The sequence below is a fragment of the Paenibacillus taichungensis genome (genome assembly GCF_050994985.1).
In the GTDB taxonomy this organism is placed as follows: Bacteria; Bacillota; Bacilli; order Paenibacillales; family Paenibacillaceae; genus Paenibacillus; species Paenibacillus taichungensis.
Genome location: NZ_CP194720.1, coordinates 6791619 through 6814787 on the forward strand (window position 1 = coordinate 6791619; position 23169 = coordinate 6814787).

13 protein-coding genes are annotated in these 23169 nt (G+C 46.4%); 12 read left to right on the plus strand and 1 reads right to left on the minus strand.

From position 1 onward, the window contains the following. The first annotated feature begins 9 nt into the window (after positions 1 to 9). The 8 genes from uvrB to galU all read left to right on the plus strand — a co-directional run bounded on the left by uvrB (position 10) and on the right by galU (position 17018). Complete coding sequence (uvrB, locus tag ACR1R9_RS30490) at positions 10 to 2001, plus strand: excinuclease ABC subunit UvrB (RefSeq protein WP_310854915.1); 1992 nt, start codon at positions 10 to 12, stop codon at positions 1999 to 2001. Between the two features lie 663 nt (positions 2002 to 2664). Further along, positions 2665 to 5523 carry an excinuclease ABC subunit UvrA gene (uvrA, locus tag ACR1R9_RS30495; RefSeq protein ID WP_090903588.1) on the plus strand — a complete coding sequence of 953 codons (2859 nt, stop codon included), beginning with the start codon at positions 2665 to 2667 and terminating at the stop codon, positions 5521 to 5523. Between the two features lie 320 nt (positions 5524 to 5843). Further along, positions 5844 to 6056: a hypothetical protein gene (locus tag ACR1R9_RS30500; protein ID WP_076287653.1), complete on the plus strand. Its 213-nt coding sequence runs from the start codon at positions 5844 to 5846 to the stop codon at positions 6054 to 6056. Between the two features lie 271 nt (positions 6057 to 6327). Then, positions 6328 to 7494: a S1C family serine protease gene (locus tag ACR1R9_RS30505; RefSeq protein WP_433921991.1), complete on the plus strand. Its 1167-nt coding sequence runs from the start codon at positions 6328 to 6330 to the stop codon at positions 7492 to 7494. A gap of 43 nt (positions 7495 to 7537) precedes the next feature. After that, positions 7538 to 9436 (plus strand): stalk domain-containing protein, encoded by a 1899-nt coding sequence (locus ACR1R9_RS30510; RefSeq protein WP_433921990.1) that lies wholly within the window; start codon positions 7538 to 7540, stop codon positions 9434 to 9436. Positions 9437 to 9754: 318 nt separating this feature from the next. Further along, positions 9755 to 12268 carry a U32 family peptidase gene (locus ACR1R9_RS30515; RefSeq protein ID WP_408892876.1) on the plus strand — a complete coding sequence of 838 codons (2514 nt, stop codon included), beginning with the start codon at positions 9755 to 9757 and terminating at the stop codon, positions 12266 to 12268. 171 nt (positions 12269 to 12439) lie between these two features. Then, a complete protein-coding gene (locus ACR1R9_RS30520; RefSeq protein ID WP_433921989.1) occupies positions 12440 to 16060 on the plus strand; it encodes an SNF2 helicase associated domain-containing protein in 3621 nt (1206 codons plus the stop codon). Positions 16061 to 16139: 79 nt separating this feature from the next. After that, positions 16140 to 17018, plus strand: coding sequence for a UTP--glucose-1-phosphate uridylyltransferase GalU (galU, locus tag ACR1R9_RS30525; RefSeq protein ID WP_433921988.1), 879 nt, complete (start codon positions 16140 to 16142; stop codon positions 17016 to 17018). Between the two features lie 103 nt (positions 17019 to 17121). On the opposite strand, the gene ACR1R9_RS30530 is transcribed toward galU, so the two are convergent. Next, positions 17122 to 19587 (minus strand): O-antigen ligase family protein, encoded by a 2466-nt coding sequence (locus ACR1R9_RS30530; protein WP_433921987.1) that lies wholly within the window; start codon positions 19585 to 19587, stop codon positions 17122 to 17124. A gap of 130 nt (positions 19588 to 19717) precedes the next feature. Between ACR1R9_RS30530 and rfbA the strand changes: the two genes are divergently transcribed. Genes rfbA through ACR1R9_RS30550 form a run of 4 tightly spaced genes read left to right on the plus strand, consistent with a single transcriptional unit; the run spans position 19718 to position 23155 of the window. Continuing rightward, positions 19718 to 20587 (plus strand): glucose-1-phosphate thymidylyltransferase RfbA, encoded by an 870-nt coding sequence (rfbA, locus tag ACR1R9_RS30535; RefSeq protein ID WP_433921986.1) that lies wholly within the window; start codon positions 19718 to 19720, stop codon positions 20585 to 20587. Between the two features lie 14 nt (positions 20588 to 20601). Continuing rightward, the gene (rfbC, locus tag ACR1R9_RS30540; protein ID WP_433921985.1) at positions 20602 to 21153 is read left to right on the plus strand and encodes a dTDP-4-dehydrorhamnose 3,5-epimerase; all 552 of its coding nucleotides are present in this window, start codon (positions 20602 to 20604) and stop codon (positions 21151 to 21153) included. Between the two features lie 20 nt (positions 21154 to 21173). After that, positions 21174 to 22004 carry a dTDP-4-dehydrorhamnose reductase gene (rfbD, locus tag ACR1R9_RS30545; RefSeq protein WP_433923775.1) on the plus strand — a complete coding sequence of 277 codons (831 nt, stop codon included), beginning with the start codon at positions 21174 to 21176 and terminating at the stop codon, positions 22002 to 22004. Positions 22005 to 22024: 20 nt separating this feature from the next. After that, positions 22025 to 23155, plus strand: coding sequence for a DegT/DnrJ/EryC1/StrS family aminotransferase (locus ACR1R9_RS30550; protein WP_433948841.1), 1131 nt, complete (start codon positions 22025 to 22027; stop codon positions 23153 to 23155). The last annotated feature ends 14 nt before the right edge of the window (positions 23156 to 23169 follow it).

The window sequence follows — 23169 nt, forward strand, 5'->3', positions numbered from 1 at the left end:
GATACGGCAATGAGCGATATTATAATGAGCGACAAAACGTTCGAAATCGAGTCAGAGTTTTCTCCCCAAGGTGATCAGCCGGTAGCCATTGAAGAATTGGTGAAGGGTGTTCAGGAAGGGAAGAGATATCAGACGCTGCTGGGTGCAACCGGTACGGGTAAGACGTTCACCATTGCACAGACGATTGCCAAGCTGCAACGTCCCACGCTGATTATTGCCCACAATAAAACGCTGGCAGCACAGCTTGCAAGTGAGTTCAAAGACTTTTTTCCGAATAACATGGTTGAGTATTTTGTCAGTTACTACGATTACTTTCAGCCAGAAGCCTATATTCCTTCCTCGGATACGTATATCGAGAAGGATTCAAGTATCAATGAAGAGATCGATAAGTTGCGCCATGCGGCTACGAGTTCATTGTTTGAACGCAGGGATGTCATTATTGTAGCGAGTGTATCCTGCATCTATGGTTTGGGTTCGCCGCATTCGTATTCCAGCATGCTTCTGTCCCTACGGGTAGGGATGGAGAAACCACGCAATCAGATTTTGTCTCGTCTGGTAGAGATTCAATATCAGCGTAATGACATTAACTTTGTGCGTGGCACGTTCCGCGTCCGTGGCGACGTTATCGAGATTTTCCCTGCATCAAAGGGTGAACATGCGATTCGGGTGGAATTGTTCGGTGATGAGATTGAAAAGATTACGGAGATTGACGTGTTAACTGGAGAATTGGTTGGCGAACGTGAACATATCGCGATCTTCCCGGCATCTCACTTCGTAACCCAAGAAGAGACGATGCGTGTCGCGCTGGTGAACATTGAGCGTGAACTGGAAGAGCGTCTTGAAGTGCTGAGAGAACAGGGGAAATTGCTGGAGGCTCAGCGACTGGAGCAACGTACACGTTACGATATCGAGATGATGAAGGAAGTTGGGTTCTGTTCAGGGATTGAGAACTATTCCGGACCACTGACGTTCCGTGAACGTGGCGATACACCTTACACACTGATGGACTATTTCCCGGATGACATGTTGATTGTGGTCGATGAGTCCCACGTGACGTTGCCACAGATCCGTGCAATGTATAACGGTGACCAAGCACGTAAGACTGTGCTGGTTGATCACGGATTCCGTCTGCCATCTGCCTTGGATAACCGTCCGCTCAAATTCGAAGAGTTCGAAGAAAAGATGAATCAGATCATCTATGTATCCGCGACACCAGGTCCATACGAGATAGAGCATACAGATACGATGGTACAACAGATCATTCGTCCAACCGGTCTGCTTGATCCAATTATTGAACTGCGTCCAACGAAGGGGCAGATTGATGACCTGATTGGTGAGATTAATGACCGGATTGCGAAGGATGAGCGGGTCCTGATCACAACATTAACGAAGAAGATGTCCGAGGATTTAACAGATTATCTGAAGGAGATCGGAATCAAGGTTCGTTATTTGCACTCCGAGATCAAGACGTTGGAGCGTATGGCGATCCTGCGTGATCTAAGGCTAGGGGTTTTCCATGTTCTTATCGGAATCAACTTGCTCCGGGAAGGTCTCGATCTTCCAGAAGTTTCTCTGGTAGCCATTTTGGATGCCGACAAAGAAGGCTTCCTACGCTCGGAACGCTCACTGATCCAAACGATTGGTCGGGCAGCGCGGAACAGCGAAGGTAGAGTCATTCTGTATGGTGACAAAGTGACGGATTCGATGGATAAGGCCATTAAGGAAACGGAACGCCGTCGTGCAATCCAGATTGAATATAACGAAGAGCATGGCATTACACCACAGACGATACGTAAAAAAGTGCGTGATGTGATTGAAGCAACCAAAGTTGCCGAATCCAAGAAAGACTATCTTACAGGCGCTGCCGAGAAGATGTCGAAGAAGGAACGTCAGTCACTTATTCAGCGCCTAGAGGCAGAGATGAAAGACGCAGCCAAAAACTTGCAGTTTGAGCGTGCTGCTGAACTTCGCGATGCTTTGCTGGAACTGCGCGCAGAATAGCTTATTAAGACAGACAGCATAAGTTTAAGATAGAGGCACAGTAATGAATGTGTCGCAGTAAGGATAGATCTGCAACAAGAGAACGGCCGGGTGGCCGTTCTCTTGTTGAGTCAGGAAATCAGTGATGTCTACCGATAATTAGACATGTTGAAAACCTAAAATCAGGTCTATACTGATAGAAAAGTTGAAATTGGTTAAAAGGTTTATAGGAAAACATTTGGAAGTCGTGTACTCGGGAGCCGAGCCGAAGGCAATGGCGACCATCGCGAGCAGGCGAAGCCGTGAGCGCCCTGGTGTTTAAGGGGAGCCGAGCCAAAGGCAATGGCCACCTTCGCGAACGAGGCAAAGCCGTGAGCGTCCTGGTGTTTAAGGGGAGCCGAGCCGAAGGCAATGGCGACCATCGCGAACGAGGCGAAGCTGTGAGCGCCCTCTCGTGGTAGAGCGGCCGTCCAAGAGACCGGCGATCGGCCGGGATCTTGGACGAAGCTGCGGGCACACGACAACCTTCACATAGCAAGACCCGACCATTCACCATTGCACCGCTTGTTTCGGGTGTCCAGAGGGCTGTGCCCTTTGGGGCCCTCCCTTGGAAGGGAGGGTTTGGGAGGGATCGAAAAGCCTTTAAAAAAGGTTGGAATTTCAACATTGAAAGGATGAATACCATTGGCGAGCGAGAACATTGTCATCAAAGGCGCGCGAGCGCATAACCTCAAAAACATTGATATCACCATCCCGCGTGACCGTTTTGTTGTATTGACCGGTCTGAGTGGCTCAGGCAAGTCCTCGCTGGCTTTTGATACGATATATGCCGAAGGACAGCGACGTTACGTTGAATCATTATCGGCTTATGCACGACAGTTTCTGGGGCAGATGGAGAAACCGGACGTTGATTCCATTGAAGGATTATCCCCGGCTATCTCCATAGATCAGAAAACGACAAGTCGTAACCCGCGTTCTACCGTGGGAACCGTTACGGAAATCTATGACTATCTGCGTCTGTTATTTGCACGTGTGGGACATCCTCATTGTCCGGATCATGGCGTGGAAATTAGCTCCCAGACCGTTGAACAAATGGTTGACCGCATAATGCAATATCCTGAACGGACCCGGTTGCAGATTCTGGCACCGATTGTCTCGGGACGCAAGGGTGAACACAAAAGTGTGTTTTCCGATATCTCCAAACAAGGTTTTGTCCGTGTTCGAGTGAACGGAGAGTTACGTGATCTGTCCGAAGATATTCAATTGGAGAAGAACAAAAAACATACGATTGAAGTTGTGGTTGACCGGATCGTGATCAAGGAAGATGTGCAATCACGTTTGGCCGACTCTATTGAGACTGCACTTAATCTGTCCGGTGGACAACTGCTGGTAGATATTATGGGTGAAGAAGAACTGCGTTTCAGTTCCAACTTTGCCTGCCCGGTGTGCGGGTTCAGTATTGAAGAGCTGGCGCCTCGCATGTTTTCATTCAACAGCCCATTTGGCGCCTGCCCGGATTGTGATGGATTAGGTGTCAAAATGATTGTTGACCCGGACCTGTTAGTACCGGATCGCAGCAAAACAATTGAAGAAGGTGCGTTTGATGCTTGGACAGGTGGCACATCCACCTATTATCCGCAGTTCCTCAAATCGGTATGCGAGCACTTTAACATTCCACAAAACGTACCTGTAGAAGATTTGCCTGCTGAACAAATGAACAAGCTGTTGCAGGGTACAGGTACGGAGAAAATTCGTTTCCGGTACGAGAATGATTTTGGACAACGGAAAGAAGCACTGGTTACCTTTGAGGGTATTGTGAATAATCTGGAGCGCCGTTACCGTGAGACAGCATCCGAAGGTATCCGTGAATTCATTGAAGGTTATATGAGTGCTAAGCCTTGTGGAACATGTAAAGGTCAGCGACTGAAACGTGAAAGCCTTGCTGTTACGATTAACGATCACAACATGGCTTATGTGACAAGTTTGTCCATTGGAGAAGCTGGTCGTTTCTTCGACTCGCTGCAATTGAGTGAAAAAGAAGAAATAATCGCTAAACTTATTTTAAAAGAAATCAACAGCCGTCTCGGCTTCCTGGTAAACGTAGGACTAGATTATCTGACCCTGAGCCGTGCTGCAGGAACGTTGTCCGGTGGTGAAGCCCAGCGGATCAGACTGGCGACACAGATTGGTTCCAGCCTGATGGGTGTACTGTATATTCTGGATGAGCCGAGTATCGGTCTGCATCAACGGGATAACGATCGTCTGATCTCAACTCTCGCTCATATGCGGGATATCGGTAACACACTGATCGTGGTTGAACATGATGAGGATACGATGATGGCCGCCGATTATATTATCGATATTGGTCCTGGGGCAGGTATCCACGGTGGTACCATCATGTCTCAGGGCACACCGGAAGAAATCATGAATGACGAGAACTCGTTAACGGGTCAATATCTGAGCGGGCGCAAGTTTATTCCGGTACGTACGGAACGTCGTAGTGTCGGGGACCGTTGGCTGGAAGTGCGTGGAGCGAAGGAAAATAACCTGAAAAACCTCAATGTAAAAATTCCAGTGGGTGTATTCACCGCAGTAACGGGTGTATCCGGCTCGGGTAAATCAACGCTAATTAATGAGATTTTGTATAAAACGCTGGCGCGTGATTTGAACCGCGCACGAGTACGCCCAGGTCAGCACAAAGAGATTCGCGGTCTGGAACATATCGATAAAGTCATTGATATTGACCAGTCTCCAATCGGACGGACACCACGTTCCAACCCAGCTACCTATACAGGCGTCTTTGATGACATCCGTGATCTGTTTGCACAGACCAATGAAGCCAAAGTGCGCGGATACAAAAAAGGCAGATTTAGTTTCAATATTAAAGGTGGTCGTTGTGAAGCATGTCGCGGGGACGGCATTATCAAAATTGAGATGCACTTCCTGCCAGATGTCTACGTGCCTTGTGAGGTCTGCAAAGGCAAACGGTACAATCGCGAAACCCTTGAAGTCAAATACAAAAATAGAAATATTGCAGATGTGCTGGAAATGACGGTAGAGGATGCAACGCAGTTCTTCGAGAACATTCCGAAAATTCATCGCAAAATGCAAACCTTGCTCGACGTGGGGTTGGGCTATATTAACTTGGGACAGCCTGCAACAACGTTGTCCGGTGGTGAAGCACAACGCGTGAAGCTTGCTTCCGAGCTGTATCGTCGCAGTACGGGTAAAACCATCTATATTCTGGACGAGCCAACGACCGGTCTTCATGTCGATGATATTGATCGTCTGCTGAACGTCCTGCACCGTCTGGTGGATTCGGGAGAATCGGTACTGGTTATCGAGCATAACCTGGATGTTATCAAAACAGCCGATTATATCGTTGATCTGGGTCCAGAAGGTGGAAGTGGTGGCGGAACCATTGTTGCGACAGGTACGCCAGAGGATATTATTAAAGTGGAAGCCTCATATACAGGTAAGTACTTGAAGCCTGTATTGGAGCGGGATACGGAACGAAGCAAGACGTTGCAATTGACGGAGTAAATGCTCCAGTTTACAGCTTGTTTTTAAATATCTAACCCTTCTTTTCATGAAGTAGGCGCATCGATGTATGATTCGATGTCCTCTTCTTCCGAGAAGAAGGGTTTTCTGATATTTTGCCGTTGTGTCAATCTTATATGAAATCGGTGAAAGTGTTTACATATGCGGTAGAGCAAGCATTCCAACAATCTACTGCCAAACTGGATTTTTTTCATTTTTCTGGATGATAGGGCTTGCATTACAAGCAGGGTACAGATAACATAGAGGAAGATATTAGGGTATGCGTTTAGCTGTTCAACTATGGTGAGGAGGTCTGTCTATCCATGCTGTTTGCAGAAGCTGCCGCGGCGAGTACTTCAAATTTTAATGCGTTTGATATTTTTGTCATCTTATTTACGATCCTGATTTTCATCGGAGTGGTTCGTCTGCTTCGCGCACCGAAGAAGAATTTGTTTGCTATCGGATTTGCAGTGGTCAGTCTGCTTGTATTCCTTTTGACGGACTATGCCATGATTACCGGTTGGTTTGGTTCGTAGACAACGCTGAACTTATTTGAAAACAGCAAGTAGAAGAACAGACAAACACTTTCCATGGGATTTAGGAGGGTGTTTTTTTGTGTTTTGCAGAGTGGTGTGGATAATACGGCCTTCTCTATAGAAATTAGGTCTTAAAGCGATTGTACAGGAATAATTTGTATGTTAAATTTGAGGATACCGGTATTGCAGATAATAGAGAAAGAGATTCAGTGTTGGATCCTATGGTTTCGGTTGCATAACGGAGGATATATAGAGAGGGTTAGGTGAGAGAATGAGAGTGTTGGGGAAAAAGGGTGTAGCCATACTGATGGCTGCTGTGCTCTCGATCAGTGTTGCAGCAACGGCTGGAGCAGCGGAGTCTTCATCAAGTATACAAGCCAAAGTGGTAGATGGACAAGTATATGTTAGTTCAAAGGATTTAGTTAAAGCCCTCGGAGGAAGTGGGCAATATGACGCCAAATCTGGAACATTTCAGTATAAGGGCAGCGAAGCAGTCCCGAAAGTAATTGAAAAAGTATCTCCGTCTGTTGTAGGCATCATCGGCAAATCTACTGAATCACAGGATGGCGTCACATCGGACCGTTATAACCTGGCTCATGGCACTGGCGTGATCATCCGCTCTAACGGCTGGATTGTGACGAACGCCCATGTGGTTGATGGATTAATCGATCCGTTGGTCGTGACGACCGATGGCAATACATATAAAATCACCAAAACATACAGTGACCCGTTAAGCGATATCGCTCTAATTAAAATTAATGCCAAATCTCTTAAACCGGCGACCTTCGCCAAAGCTTCCCAAACAACCGTTGGAGAGACTGTCATTGCCATCGGCACACCGATCTCCTTCTCTTTGCGTAACTCGGCGACAGTGGGCGTAATCAGTGGGCTTAATCGGGGAGTGGAGGCCACCTATCGGTTGATTCAAACAGATACGGCCATTAATCCGGGCAACAGCGGCGGACCGCTGGTCAACCTCAAAGGTGAAGTTGTTGGTATTAACTCTATGAAATTTTCAGCGGTGGGTATCGAGAGCATGGGATTTTCAATTCCAGTAGATACCGTTCAATATATTATTAATCAGTTCTTTGAATACGGAAAAATTAAGCGTGCAAGCCTTGGACTGCAACTGGAAGAGAGCTGGTCAGCGATTGTGGGCCTGCCTACAGATGATCCTTTGACGATTACGGGTGTGCTGTCAGCTCAAGCGAAGAAAGCCAAAATCAAAGAGGGAGATGTGTTATACAGTGTGGCAGGCACACGTGTGTCCTCTGTGGTGGATATCAATGAGCTGCTCAAAACGTATGTGCCAGGACAGAAGGTCAAACTGTTAATGCAAACGGACGGCGATATTGTCACTCGTACGGTGGTCCTTGCTGATCGAGCGGATTTCCAAGACGATGAAGATGAGCAGTTCACTGTAGATGAAGATCAATAAAGCCCGGCGAGCAATCCGGATCCAGAGAGGACGAATGAACGGAATGAAAAAATCATTTTTACGTGTGCTGAGCACAGGAATGTTAGCCGGGATGCTGAGCATTGGAGCGGCATTGCCTGCGTGGGCATCCGATCTTATAACAAGTGAGCTGCGGATCACAGCGGGTAGTACGAGCGCCTATATCAATGGCAGCAAGCAGGCAATCGCCAAACCATATAAGTTCAAAGGGGTTACGATGGTTCCTGTCGGTGTATTCAAGAAAGCTTTTGGTAGCGAGATCCGACTGGAGAAGAATGATGTGGTCAAGGTTAAGGAAGGCCCGCATACTGTCACATTAACCATTGGCAGTTCGATTGCCTGGGTGGATGGAGTCAAAAAAGAGATGGGCACTGCCCCAAAAATGGTAAATGGCGTTCTCATGGTGCCACTTCGCCCGGTAGCGGCGGGGATTGGCGCTACACTTGCCCCAAGCAGTTCAGGAGAAATGGTCATTCGATTATTGCAAACGGATGAATCGTTTGATGAGGACGAGGGCGGCATTAATCTGGACGAAGGCAAAACGAGAATTGGTAACAGTTATTACGGCTGGTCCATTAATTACCCATCTGACCTCATGATTCTGCAAACGGGTGAGCAGGAGCGCATGATGACATTTGGCGCGGAAGACAGCAGTTATTATCTTGAAGTGTATGTGAGTGACCAGGATGTTAATCTGGATTCGGATGATTTGTTACAGCAGCTTGTTCAGGAAGCGAAAGAGAGCGGAGATACGGTGCTCGATCGGGAATCAATTGACAAAGGGAAAACCCCTTATGCCCGGATTGTGGTTAAAGATGCGGACGGGGTGTTATGGGAAATGCGTCAATATATCCATGATGGTCGCCAATATGACGTATACCTTGCCGATTATGAAGCACTGAATTACAAGGATCTGGGCAAACGTGCAGCGCTGCTTAATTCATTCCAGCCTACTTATGCACAGTCCGATCGTACAATTAAGGATCTTTCAACCGTGGATGAGGGTATGCGCTCTACCTGGAATGACGATTATGGCATTGAACTGAAGATTCCAGCAGGTTGGTCTATGGACAACACACAGATGATATACGAAGCCAAAGATGGTGCATATCTGCAGCTACGTGTTACATCTGCACCGAAAGGTGCGACGGTCAAAGAGTGGAGCGGCCAACTGGACAAATGGATGCGTGAGACGTTCACTCCGGAAAGTTATGAACCGATAGGCTCGTATACGATGGATGTATCAGGCGAGACTGCTGAGGTGAATGAGTTCCGTTATAACTTTGGCGATGGATGGCAGACGGAGTTCGATGTTCTTTTGCAAAAAAACGGCTATCGCTATTATGCAGAGTATACGTTCCCTGAGGAGCAAACGAAGGATCGTGAATGGTTTAAGCGTATCATGAAGAGTGTCGAGATTGATTTTGATACCGTATCCGATAATTTCGGACAGCTGGATGAAGACCCGTATTTGACGGATAAAACAAAAGCTGTGACACGAACGTCCAAACGTTATCATTACAGTGTAGATATTCCGCGTTACTGGACGCCGTACAATGATCGGTTTGAGTATTCTCCTGTCGTGTATACCTTCACAGGTGGCCAATTCTCCATTGCCGCAAGTGAGGACAAATCCATTGAAATGACCGTCAGCCAACTTAGAGAGGCCTATGCGGAAGCAACCAAAACACGTAAAAACTTCAAGTTGCTTAGCAGTGAGGAGTTGACGTTTGCGGGTGTGCCAGCGTTTTCCTTTATCTATCATGAAGTGGACAATGGTGTGCCGTATACCGGACGTCAGATCGTGTTTGAACAGAATGGAACGACGTATACCATTACGAGCGGGCTGAATGACGCCAACAAGACAGAAGTCCAGGCAGCGGCGCTGGAAAAAGCCGTGAACTCATTTACTTTTATCAAATAATGCGAAATACTGAAATAAAATAGATGTATGTTGCCGGAGGGTCAAGAGACCTTCCGGTTTTTCATGTTGAGATGGAAATGAAAATGATAAACGGTTTTTTCAGGAAAGCGTAGAAGAGTCGTTGCAGAAGTGGTACACTATACTAGTTCAGGAGTTATGACTGCTGTTCTGAAAAATAAGAATGACTGTAGGCTTGGGAATCAGGCAATACAGACATAATGTATAGATATAGCGATACAGTGATAATGCAGGCGTCTGGAATTAAGGTACAGGGTACAGGGATGAAATCCGGCTATGCCGGTTATGGGGAGGATACACATGAAAACAGCAACAATACGAAGAGAAGACGTTGAGCTTCTGGCACCCGCAGGTGACTGGGATTGTATGCGTTCGGCAGTAGCCAACGGCGCAGATGCGATTTTCTTCGGAGTCGAAAAATTTAATGCACGGGCACGGGCGAACAATTTCCGTATGGACGAGCTGCCAGAGATTATGGCGTTTTTGCACAGTTATGGCGTAAAAGGTTTTTTGACCTTTAATATATTGATTTTTGAAAATGAATTGACGGATGCCAAAGAACTGATTGATGCTTGTGTCGATGCAGGTGTGGATGCCGTAATTGTACAGGATTTGGGTCTGGTCAAAATGATTCGCGAGATCTCGCCGGATTTCCCGATTCACGGTTCCACCCAAATGACGATTACGTCACCGGAAGCGGTGGAGTTTACGAAGCCGTTTGATATGGAACGTGTCGTGCTTGGACGGGAGAACAACCTGAAGCAGATCCAGAAGATCGGAGAACAGGCGAAGTTGCCGATGGAAGTATTTGTTCACGGTGCGTTGTGTGTATCTTATTCTGGGCAATGTTTGACATCTGAAATGTGGGGTGGACGCTCCGCCAACCGTGGGGAATGTGCACAGGCTTGTCGTCTGCCGTACGACCTGATGGTGGATGGCGAGCATAAACCAATGGGCGATGTGGCGTATCTGCTGTCTCCGAAGGATCTGGCTGCGATTGACTTGATGCCGGAACTGATCGAAGCAGGCGTAACTTCCTTCAAAATCGAAGGACGTCTCAAAACGCCGGAATACGTGGCCAACGTGGTTAGTAAATACCGCAAAGCGATTGACCGTTACTTTGATGGAGATAATACTCCTCCAAGTAAGGAAGAAGTTCGTGAATTGCAGCAGAGCTTCTCTCGTGGATTCACACACGGCTTCCTGGATGGAACGAATAATAAACAGCTGGTTGACGGTACATTCCCGAAAAGCCGTGGCGTCTATCTGGGTCGTGTAGACCAAGTATTGCGTGATGGTGTCGTCCTGAAGCTGGATGCACCAGTGAAACGTGGAGACGGAATCGTATTTGATGCCGGAGATCCGACGAAGAAGGAAGAGGGCGGACGTGTCTACGATGTACGTCGCAAAGGCGTGAAGCTTGAAGGCGAAGCCGAGGAAGGCTGGATCGTGGACGTTGTACCAGGCCGTAGTGACGTGGACCTGCGCCGCGTGAAAGTTGGCGACAAAGTATGGAAAACGAATGATCCGGCGCTGGACAAACGTCTGCGTCAGAGCTTTGAAACCGAGAAGCCTTATCGCATCTTCCCGGTAAACGTAAAAGTTATCGGCAGCCCAGGCCAGCCGCTTAGCACATGGTGGACGGACGTGCAGAAGGGCACGACAGTCCGTGTGAATTCCGAGATGGAACTGGATATTGCCCAGAAGCGTCCAATGACGCACGAACTGCTCGAAGAGCAATTCGGACGTCTGGGCGGCACTGTGTTCCAGCTGGAAGAATTGGACGTCAACCTGCACGGTGACGTCATCATCCCGATGCGCGAGTTGAATAACATTCGCCGTCAGGCGGTGGAACAACTCGCGGGCGAGCGCCCTAAACCGCCCGTTTACGTGAAACGGGCGGTGGAAGTCTACGGCGATGCGGTTAAACCAGCAGCGCCAGTTGCTCGCGGTCATGCGGAGTTGACCGCGCTCTGCCGCAGCCTGCCACAAGTGGAGGCAGCGCTAGAAGCGGGTGTCGGCATGATCTACGCTGACTTCGAGTTTATCAAGCAGTTCCCGGCAGCGGTGGAAGCTGTTCGTGCAGCAGGCCGCAAGATTGCGTTGGCAACACCACGCATTCATATGCCTGGCGAGAACGGGTATCACAACAACATCCTGCGTTTGCAGCCGGATGCTGTGCTCGTACGTAATACGGGTGCATTGTACTTCTACTTGCGCCACCGGATGGAGAACCCGGATGCGAAGCATCCTGAATTGATCGGTGACTTCTCACTCAACATTGCCAATCACAAAGCAGTGGAACTGTTCCTGGAAGCAGGTTGTGACTGGATTACACCTTCTTATGACCTGAACATTCAGCAAATGGTTGATTTGCTGGGACACTCCCGTACAAGTCAGACGGAAGTCGTTATTCATCAGCATTTGCCGATGTTCCATACTGAGCACTGTGTGTACTGTACGTTTATGAGTGAAGGAACGGACTTTACCAACTGTGGACGTCCATGTGAAGATCACCGGGCTTCCTTGCAAGACCGGATCGGTATGTCTCACCCGGTACGTGTGGACGAAGGTTGCCGTAATACCGTGTATAATGCAGTGGAACAATCCGGTGCTGAATACCTGACCAACTTCATGGATCTGGGTGTATCCCGTTACCGTGTTGAATTCCTGGAGGAAACTCCAGAGCAGGTGCGCGAGGTTATTGATCTGTACAACCGTGCTCTGCGTGGCGAGATCAGTGGTACACAAGTTTGGAAAACACTGAAAGCAACAAACCAGCTTGGCGTAACGCGTGGTCAACTGGTGAAATAATAGATCGAAACGGAAATAAACAGAACAAGCATGAAGTTGAACTATACTGCAACCCCAATCTCTGCTTTACGGAGCTCTTGGGGTTTTTTCTATAAAATAGACTTGAACTATACCGATACTAAATTCGTATGTGGTATCTTGTTTGTCAGAGTAATATAGGAGGCGAAGACCGTGGCGCCATTCACGATGATGGATATCAAATTGCTGTGCGGGGTCACGGCATTCAAACGGGGAGAAGCGTATAACCAATCTGGCAGGGTGACCAATCTGGTCGCCAGTCACGATGAACGCCATTACGAAGCTGTGGTTCGAGGTACAGAACGATACAAAGTAACGGTTGATCTGGATGATGCAGGTGAGGTTGTTGCCGGATGCAGCTGTCCGGGCGATGGGAGATACTATGACTATTGCAAACATGTGGCTGCCGTATTGCTGGCGATCCATGAATGGGCAGAACAGCGTGACACGGGCTCTCAAACATCCTCGAAGCTGGTGTCTAAACCTGATCGTGGCTCCAGTTCCAGAGTAGGAACGCTGGTGGAGGAGAATGTGTGGGAGCGTCCAAACTCCATTTCAAATACCGACTCAGTAATGAATGCGGGATCTCATTCAACTTCATCTGTTCAGGCCTTTGCAGCCGAGCCTTTGCCTTCCGATTCCAAGCTTGATGACCATGCGGATAGGGATCGTCCGTCTGTGCATTTCGCTCAAGCAGGTCGTCCAAGCTCTGCTCCTGGATGGGGCAGATCAGCAGATAAACCTTCGTACCGAACTGCAGATCAGATTCTTTCCATGTTTGCCAAAGAACGCAGCCCTTTGCATGCAAATGATCGTAAATACACTGCGCCTGTAACCCGGTCTTTATTACGGGAGGAACTGCAGCTCCAATTTATATGCAAGCTTGTGCAGGTTCACAAAGGCGGAGCCAAACTCGCGCTTGAACTGAAGGTCGGAAATAAACGCCTGTATGTCGTTCAGAAAGTGAAGCAATTCCTGAACTGCATTGAGAATGGTGAGCCGATGTCGTTTACCAAGCTATTTTTCTACGACCCTTCAATGCATTATTTTCGGCCCCAGGATCAGGCGATCCTGTCTATGCTTATTCGAATGAGGCAGAGTGAGGAAGCATACCGCGAATCCATCTCGGGTTACTTGGGTGCTTCAGACGGAAGAGATATATTGATTGCTCCTCTGGTCTGGAAGCCTCTACTGGATTTGTTGCTTCAGGCAGATAGCCGGATGGAGGGGACAGGGTTAGCGAATGGTCCGCTCACTTTGGGTGAGGGGGCACTGCCTTTATTTTACCGTATTGCGCAGGGGACTAATGAAGGATATCAGCTGGAGATCTCCGGATTGCGTGAGCTGATTCTTCTTCCAGCCTATGATGCTGCCGTGGTGGAAGGGCAATTGCATATGTTGGAGCCGATGCAGATGCGAAGTCTGGAGGATTTGAGCAGAGCGCTCACATCTTATGGAATCAAGGAAAGTATCGATATTTCAGCTCAGCAGGTGGATGAATTTGTGCAGCATGTAGTACCGGAATTGCGAACACTTGGACATCTGTCTATCGACTCCCAGGTGAGAGAACGAATCGCAGAGCCGGAGCTTGCGCCAAAGTTGTATATCGATTTCTACCGGGAACGGATTACTGCGCGTCTGGAGTTTGACTATGGTGTAATGGTAATTAATCCGCTGGCCGAATATTTGATCGATGAGGAAGAGAAAAAGGTGATTTTGGTACGTGACCGTCATGCGGAGCGTAACCTGATCGACCGACTAGATCGCTCTTTCCTGGAACGGGATGGCAGTGTATGGGCAAGTGAACGAGAAGATGCGGTATACGATGTGATGTATCATCTGCTGCCGGAGCTTGAGAAGCAGGTAGATATCTATATCCCGAATGCGGTGAAGGCTATGGTGCAATCCTATCCGACACCGCCGAAAGTTCGGGCAGATCTGGGCAAAGGCTTGGATTGGCTGGAGATCTCATTCGAGATGGAAGGTGTAGATGAGCTGGAGCTTCAGAAAATTATGCGCAGCATTGTGGAAAAGAAACCATATTTCCGCTTGCGCAGCGGTGTGTTTGTCTCTCTCGAAAATGAAGGAGCGGACAGCTTCGCACACATGGCGGACTCGCTTGGACTTGCGTCGGGCGACATCAAGGGCAGTCATATTCAGATGCCAGCAGTTCGGGCGTTACAGCTTCCGGGCCGGGACGAGGTTTCCGGACATGTGAAGTGGGGAGGTTCCCTGAAACGTTTCCTGGATGATCTTCGTGATCCCGAGCGGATGGATTTTGCGCTGCCGGATGAGCTTGCTCCTGTGCTGCGTGATTATCAAGCGAGTGGATACCAGTGGCTGCGCACACTCGCATTTTACCGATTTGGCGGCATTCTGGCAGATGATATGGGACTTGGAAAAACGCTGCAAAGTATCGCCTATATCGCGGCAGAACTGAAAGAAAAGCCGAAACAGCACAATATCAATCCGGGTGATGCTAGTCACACTGTCGATGAGGGAACTTTCGAGAGTAACATCCCAGATGAAGTACAGGTCGGATTGTTGCACCAACAACCTGCTCATCCTCCAGTACTCGTCGTTGCACCAGCTTCATTAACGTACAACTGGGCGAATGAATTTGCCCGATTTGCACCGCATTTGCGAGTATTGATTGCAGCGGGTCAAAAAGACGAACGTGCAAGTATGCTCGCAGGTATGGATGACGCAGATGTTATTGTGACTTCCTACCCTCTATTGCGGCGTGATCTGGACACATATCTAGGGAGAACGTTTCATACGCTTATTTTGGATGAAGCCCAGGCAATCAAAAATTCTTCTTCCCAGACGGCTCAGGCTGTTAAACAGATTCAGGCACCACGTCGCTTCGCTCTTACAGGAACACCCGTGGAGAATTCATTGGATGAGCTGTGGTCGATCTTTGAAGCGGTTTTCCCGGGCTTGTTTCCAAGTTATCGCAGATTCCGGGACCTGCCACCTGAGCGGATCGCGCGAATGGTTCGTCCGTTTATTCTCCGTCGTCTTAAGAAAGACGTGCTGGAGGAATTACCCGATCGTATTGAAACCGTACAGCGCTCCGAGCTGAAGGACGAACAGAAGAAACTGTATGCCGCCTATCTATCCCAGCTTCAGGATGAGACATCCAAGGATATGGAAGAGAACGGTTTTCAGAAGAACCGGATCAAAATACTTGCTGGTATTACACGCCTGCGCCAGTTGTGCTGTCATCCTGCTCTCTTTGTGGAGGGTTATCAAGGGGATTCCGGGAAAATGGAACAGTTGCTGGAGACGGTTCAGGATTGTCTGGCTGCTGGCAAGCGAATTCTTATCTTCTCCCAGTTCGCTAGCATGCTTAATTTGATTCGACAGACGCTCGCTGCACAGGGGAGAGATTTGTTCTACCTGGATGGTCAGACACCTGCACAGAGTCGGGTAGAGATGTGCCGCAGATTCAACGAAGGTGAAGCTGAGCTGTTCCTGATCTCCTTGAAAGCTGGCGGTACCGGATTGAATTTAACGGGTGCAGATACTGTTATTTTATATGATTTGTGGTGGAATCCCGCCGTGGAAGAACAGGCCATCGGACGTGCCCATCGTATGGGGCAGAAACAAGTTGTACAGGTTATCCGCCTCGTTACGGAAGGTACGATTGAGGAGAAGATTCTGGAACTGCAGCAGCGCAAAAAAGATTTGATTGCCGAAGTCATTGAACCCGGAGATCGCGGATCGACTACCTTATCCGAGCAGGATATCCGGGAGCTGTTGATGGTATAATGAAGTCCAATCACATTGGAGTTTGCCATCATTTAATATATTAAAATATGACTCTAGCAAAAAAAGGAGTGGGCTCAGCATGCGTATTCGCAAAGCAATCATTCCAGCGGCCGGGCTCGGTACCCGGTTTCTGCCTGCCACGAAGGCGATGCCCAAGGAAATGTTACCAATCGTTGATAAACCAACGATCCAGTACATTATTGAAGAAGCCGTGGCTTCAGGCATTGAGGATATCATTATCGTAACAGGTAAAGGTAAACGGGCCATCGAGGATCATTTTGACTATTCATTCGAGCTGGAGCAGAATCTTGCTGGTAAACAGAAATGGGATCTGCTGAATGAAGTTCGCAAACCCTCCGAGATGGCAGACATCCATTATATCCGTCAAAAGGAACCGAAGGGTCTGGGACACGCCATCTGGTGTGCCCGCAAGTTTATCGGAAATGAACCATTTGCTGTCCTGCTAGGAGATGACATCGTGGAGTCCAGACATCCTTGTCTACAGCAGATGATCGAAGTCTATGATGAATTGCAATCTCCGATCGTAGGTGTACAGCCTGTTGATTGGAGCGAAGTGTCTCGTTACGGGATTGTGGATGGGGAATTGGTATCTCGCACCGAAGATCGTGTATACCGCGCGCGTCGTTTGATCGAGAAACCGAAGACGGAAGAATCACCTTCCAATCTGGCTATTATGGGGCGTTATATTCTAACGCCGGATATCTTCGATATCCTTGGTCAGCAATCTGCTGGCGTGGGTGGAGAAATCCAGTTAACGGATGCCTTGTCCCGTCTGAATGACCAACGACAGATTCTCGCCTATCACTTTGACGGCCTACGTCATGATGTTGGGGAGAAACTTGGTTTTATTGAAACCACGATTCATTATGCCCTTCAGCGCCCGGATTTGCGTGAGGATTTGTTAAATTACTTAAAGAAGATTGTGGCGTCAAGCTAGCGAATTTTATATGAATTAGATCAAAAAAGGTTTGCCCTTGATAGGGCAAACCTTTTTTGATGTGAAATTAATATTAATAGGACCTTTAGGTGCACTTCATCAATTAGAAGTTCAGTTCAGCAATCTGTTTAATCTCGTCTGCTTCGTTAGGTGCAACAGCAATCAACTTATCATATACTGCTTGATCCTGTTGTCCATCCTTAGTCAGAGCAGCAAGGTACCAACGGGCAATTTCACGGTTGGTAGCATCCGACAGATCCTCTGCAATTCCATTCTTAAGAATAGTAGCAGCTCCGGCGGAATCGTTTGACATATATTTCATTTTACCAACGTTCAGGATCATTGTCGGGGTGAGCTCGAATGGGTTTCCTTGAAGCTGCCCTTCAGGTAGAGTTTTCAGATGTTCTACGCCATCCACAACGTGTTGGTAAGCATCCAGGCCATAAATGAAATAGGATTGCTTCTTAGCTGTATCACCTTGTCCTAATGCCTGATATCCGAGTTCAAACGAACGGCTAATCAGCGTTTCGTACCAATCCATATCCCAGACGTAATTGGCGGCGTATTCGTGTTGGAGTGAATAAGCTTTATCATTCTCGCCTTTGAGTTGGTATAACTGGATGAGCTGTTTAACCATACTTTTGTTATAAGGTTCTGCTTTTAATCCTTTTTGCAAAAGTTCGACGTTTGCTGTATAGAATTGTTCATTTTGTGTCTGTTGGAAACCTTGCTGATAGAGTGAAGATAGTGTTAAAAGAGAATCGGAATGCGTTTCGCGAATTGACAAATCTTTATCCAGTGGAACTTTAATTTCCTCAAATGATTGGCTTGATTGTACGATTTGCTTGCCCTCGTAAGCATAATGATTGGCCTGCAAGAAACGAACAGATATAATCAACAGCACGATGATCGATATTCCGGCAATGGCAGTATAAATTCCTCGGGCGGCAGCTGGGCTTACTTTCAAACGTTGTACGGGCCGTGGTTCAATTGCCGCTGCCATACCTCCAAACCCGATAAACACCAGCATGCCGATGAAGACATAACTCATGTTGAAATCAAGAAGACTCAGCACCAGAATAGTCATGGACAAAATGAAAAATACAAAATGTGATTCTCTTTCAATTTCGTCTCTTCGCAAGTAGCTGCGAACAAATTGGTAGAAGATATAGATAATAAATGCCATGAAAATGATAAATCCGACGATTCCGACTTCTATCAGGTACTGCATGAAGAAGTTATGTGCCTGTGCACTGATATACGGATTGTTCTGATATTTTTCATACAGTGCAGTCCAAGCTCCTCCTCCGGCACCAATTAGCGGATAATCCGCAACAACCTTGGCTGCGTCCTTGTAAAAGGTGATTCGTTCCAGGACACTGTGCTGTTGGAAGTTAATGTTCTCCAGACGAGTACTGATGCTGTCAGGCAGTATATTACGAACGCTGGTACCCAACAGTAGGACTGCTGCGATAATGGCCAGCAACGCAGAACCAAGGGGGATCCAGAGGCTTGCGCCTTTGCGTTGTCCCCAGGCTTGCAGTTTCGTTTCCAATTTTGGAGCAATCCTTCGTTGAAGAGCCCAGATAATAATTGCTACTACAATGGATGCGGCAATCAGGCAGACCCAACCTTTAGCTGCAAGTCCAGCAGAGAACTGTTGTTGCAATTCGAGTCCAGCGGTATTGACCGGATTCAGGATGGCAATAGTACCTACTCCCGAAATAGCGAGAACAATGAACCATAAGATCTGTTTTGCCGGTTTAAGCAGTAACAGGATTATCACGAAAACGATTGGCATCATGACTAGCCCTGTCCGCGACAATGTAAGTAACAGGGACAGCAAGATGGGAACAAGCATGAAGCTATGAACCAACTGTATGTACACCTTTTTTGTGCGGATCAGGCTAAAAATACTAATGAACAGGAATGCCATGAGGAATGCTGCGTATGTGTTCGGGTACTGAAACACCGAAGCAAGCCGGGGACCATTGGCATCATTCCAGATCGCTTGGTTGTATACCCCGTTCACTACGCCAGAAGAGAACCAGCCAACTAGCTTGCCTGCGAAGCTGAACGCACCAAACCAATTCAATAGACCATATCCGACAATTACATATGCAAGTCCTATTAAGGAAGATTGTATGATATGATTGATTTGTTTGTTCTGGAGTAAGTACATCGTCATGACGAACAGCATGGCATAGATGCATTGAATCAGAATAATATTGACAGCCAAGTAATGCGATACTGCACTGATCAGTGATAGGATGTAGGTAAGTGGCAGCAGGAGAACGGCTAAATATAGCCAATCTCGTTGGGAGTCTAGTGAGATATTGTTGTAGTAGACTACAGCCCAGACGATGAACAGGAGCGTTGTAATTACAAGTGCCCAGTAAATGGGACCTTCGAATTGAAGCAACTGTCCGTTAAATAGCGCAACTTGGAACGAGGACCAGAGTAAAAATAAGATGAGTCCTATGGTGAGAGTCCATAGAAGCGGTGAAGTCGAACTTGAATGAGCTTTGCTCGACGTCTTCTTTTGTTTCCCGTATACTGGATTCGACAAGGTAATGAGTCTCCTTTTTTTGTAGATACGACAATATTTTAGCATAAGTCTACTGACAAGAGCTATATGGGATAATCTTCTCAACATAAAAAGTGGGAAAACTAATTTAGTTTTAAAGGGTGTGCAAAAAATGAAAGGTATTATTTTGGCTGGTGGTTCTGGTACTAGACTTTATCCTCTGACTAGAGCTGTTTCAAAACAGATGCTTCCTATTTATGATAAACCGATGATTTATTATCCATTATCAGTTCTAATGTTGGCGGGAATAAGAGAAGTTCTGATTATCTCAACACCTAGAGATCTCCCATTCTTTACTCAATTGCTTGGGGATGGTGGGCAACTTGGGATGAAGTTTGAATATCGAATTCAATATGAACCTAAGGGCTTAGCTGAAGCTTTTATTATTGGTGAGGATTTCATTGATGGTGAACCCGTAGCGATGGTTTTAGGTGATAACATTTTTTATGGTCAAAGATTTAGTCAAACTTTACATAAAGCTGCTGAATTAGAAGAGGGGGCACTGATTTTTGGCTGTAATGTAAAAGACCCGACAGCATATGGAGTTGTAGAGTTTGATGAGAACAATAATGTGCTCTCTATAGAAGAGAAGCCAATGGTTCCAAAATCAAATTATGCAGTGCCTGGTTTGTATTTCTTTGATGGAGATGTAGCTGAGATAGCCTCCAGGGTAACTCCTTCAGCAAGAGGGGAATTAGAAATAACTTCCGTTATTGAAGAATATAAATACAGGGAACAGCTTAAAGTTGAGGTAATGGGCAGGGGAATGGCTTGGCTTGATACCGGGACACACGAATCATTACTTGAAGCAAGCAACTTTGTGGAGGCGATCCAAAAAAGGCAAGGTCTCTACATTTCATGCATTGAGGAAATTGCTTTTAGAATGGGCTATATCTCGAAGGATGATCTCGTCCACCTCGCCAAGCCTTTGTTAAAGACCCAGTACGGTCAATATTTAATGGATATATACAACCATAGTTAATTAGGGGGCAGGCAATGGGGAACTTTAATTTTATCCAAACAGATATTGAGGGCTTAATTATAGTTGAGCCTAAGCTATTCGGGGATGATAGAGGTTATTTTATGGAGACATATCATCTAGAGGATTTCAAGAAAAATGGTATTAATGTATCTTTTGTCCAAGATAACCAATCTATGTCGAAGAAAGGAGTCTTGCGGGGAATGCATTACCAAACCAGAAATCCACAAGGGAAACTTGTTCGAGTTCTTGAAGGGGAGGTTTTTGACGTAGCAGTTGATCTTAGAAAGGACTCTCCGACGTTTTTGAAATGGAATGGGATTCATCTTTCTGCCGCCAACCGAAAACAGTTTTATATTCCGGAAGGGTTTGCTCACGGTTTTCTTGTACTTTCTGATGTGGCTGTATTTTCATATAAATGTACCGACTTTTATGATCCTGGGCACGAGTCTGGGTTACTCTGGAACGATCCAGAAATTGGTATTAGATGGCCTTTGGAAGGGCTGTCCCAACCTTCTCTTTCCAACAAAGATCAGAACTGGAAACCTCTAAGTCAGAGAAGTCTTTGAAAGGAAGTGGAATCTTGAGAGTGTTAATACTAGGTGGATTCGGATTGCTTGGGCAGGAGGTTTACCGTCAATTTAAGGAAGATGGACACCAGGTAGTGAGAACTTCAAGACACGAATGTGATATAAACAATCTCAGTTCCCTTAAGTTGGCTATAGAAAAACACAGACCTGAGGTAATTATCCATTCAGCTGGGATTACTAATGTTGACAAAGTTGAAGATGACCCTTTGGAAGCCTACACTGTGAATAGTCTAAGTATGTATAATCTCTTGGAAAGTGTAGCAGAATCAAAACCTATCATTATATTTATTAGTACAGATTATGTTTTCGATGGGTATGGTAACACCCCATATAAAGAAGCGGATGATCGCAAACCGATTAACGTATATGGTAAATCTAAAATGCTTGCTGAGGATATTCTCAAGTCAAACTATGAAAAATATTATATTGTAAGGACTTCTTGGTTATTCGGAAAGGGCGGTAAATGTTTTCCTGATACAATTGTACGGGTTCTTTTCGACGATGCCAGAGTTCTGAACGTAGTTAATGATCAATGGGGAACCCCAACCTATACAGTAGACTTATCAGAATCATTACTTGAGCTTATTGGATGTCCATTTGGTACCTATCATATTACTAATACAGGAATTACCTCATGGTATGAATTTGCAAAGTTAATAGCTGAAGTTAAACAGAACGGACATAGAAGAATATGTTCAGTTTCATCGGGTGAATACCCAACAAGGGCTAGGCGCCCACGATATTCTGTATTGGATAATTCAAACTGGCTTCTCAATAAACGTCCGTTAAGACATTATAGTGAAGCGCTGCATAGTTTTTTTATAACATAAAAAGGGAGAGAATATCTGTTATGTCTATTCAATTATTTATGCCTACGTTTAGGGTCGAAGAATGCCTAGAGGAAATCCGTGAATGTTTGGAGAAAGGGTGGACTGGCCTTGGTTTTAAAACCGTACAACTTGAAGAGAAATGGAAAGAGTATACAGGGTTAGAGAATGCCCATTTTTTGAATTCTGCAACTGTAGGACTCAGTTTGGCGTTTAAGATTTTAAAGATGCAGAGAGAGTGGGGAAATGATGCTGAAGTCATCACAACACCTTTGACCTTTGTATCCACTAATCATGCCATCCTTTATGAGGAATTAAAACCAGTTTTTGCTGATATAGATGAATTCATGTGTCTTGATCCTAAGGATGTTGAAGCTAAAATCACGAGCAAGACTAAGGCCATTTTATTTGTAGGTATTGGTGGAAATACCGGAAGATACCTTGAAATCGTCGAGCTATGCAAGAAGTATGATTTGGCACTTATTCTAGACGCAGCACACATGGCAGGTACCAGACTAAATGGGAAGATTCCTGGTGGGGAAGCAGACGTAGTGGTGTATTCTTTTCAGGCCGTTAAGAACCTTCCAACTGCAGACTCTGGTATGATTTGCTTCAAGGAGAAGGACAACGATGAATTATGCCGCAAACTGACCTGGTTGGGTATTAACAAGGATACTTATGCTAGATCTAATGACAAGGGAGCTTATAAATGGAAGTATGACGTGGAGCATGTTGGATACAAATATCACGGAAATTCCATTATGGCTGGAATTGGTCTTGTACAGCTTAAATATCTGGATCAAGATAATGCCTACCGTAAACAGCTGGCTCGGTGGTATGATGAAGGTTTCCATGGACATACGAATATTAAATCAATTAAAGTAGCTCCTGGATGCGACTCTTCCCGACATCTTTACGTAATTGAAGTTGATAAAAGGGACGAATTACTCCTTGCTTTAAATGAGTCTGAAATTTATCCTGGCGTACATTACCGAGACAATACAGAATATAGAATGTATTCTTATGCTAAGGGAACTTGTCCAAACTCTCACCACATCAGTGAGCGGATTTTGTCTTTACCGATGCATCTTAGAATGCAAAAGAGTGATGTAGACAAAGTGGTGGAACATGTACTGAAATTTACAAGTATGTGATGGAGGCCCGACAA

What these genes read in the sequence shown, in the direction of transcription:
- ACR1R9_RS30500 (WP_076287653.1), top strand. Translation starts at nt 5,844, where the DNA reads ATGCTGTTTGCAGAAGCTGCCGCGGCGAGTACTTCAAATTTTAATGCG.
- ACR1R9_RS30515 (WP_408892876.1), top strand. Translation starts at nt 9,755, where the DNA reads ATGAAAACAGCAACAATACGAAGAGAAGACGTTGAGCTTCTGGCACCC.
- uvrB (WP_310854915.1), top strand. Translation starts at nt 10, where the DNA reads ATGAGCGATATTATAATGAGCGACAAAACGTTCGAAATCGAGTCAGAG.
- ACR1R9_RS30510 (WP_433921990.1), top strand. Translation starts at nt 7,538, where the DNA reads ATGAAAAAATCATTTTTACGTGTGCTGAGCACAGGAATGTTAGCCGGG.
- ACR1R9_RS30550 (WP_433948841.1), top strand. Translation starts at nt 22,025, where the DNA reads ATGTCTATTCAATTATTTATGCCTACGTTTAGGGTCGAAGAATGCCTA.
- rfbC (WP_433921985.1), top strand. Translation starts at nt 20,602, where the DNA reads ATGGGGAACTTTAATTTTATCCAAACAGATATTGAGGGCTTAATTATA.
- rfbA (WP_433921986.1), top strand. Translation starts at nt 19,718, where the DNA reads ATGAAAGGTATTATTTTGGCTGGTGGTTCTGGTACTAGACTTTATCCT.
- ACR1R9_RS30505 (WP_433921991.1), top strand. Translation starts at nt 6,328, where the DNA reads ATGAGAGTGTTGGGGAAAAAGGGTGTAGCCATACTGATGGCTGCTGTG.
- galU (WP_433921988.1), top strand. Translation starts at nt 16,140, where the DNA reads ATGCGTATTCGCAAAGCAATCATTCCAGCGGCCGGGCTCGGTACCCGG.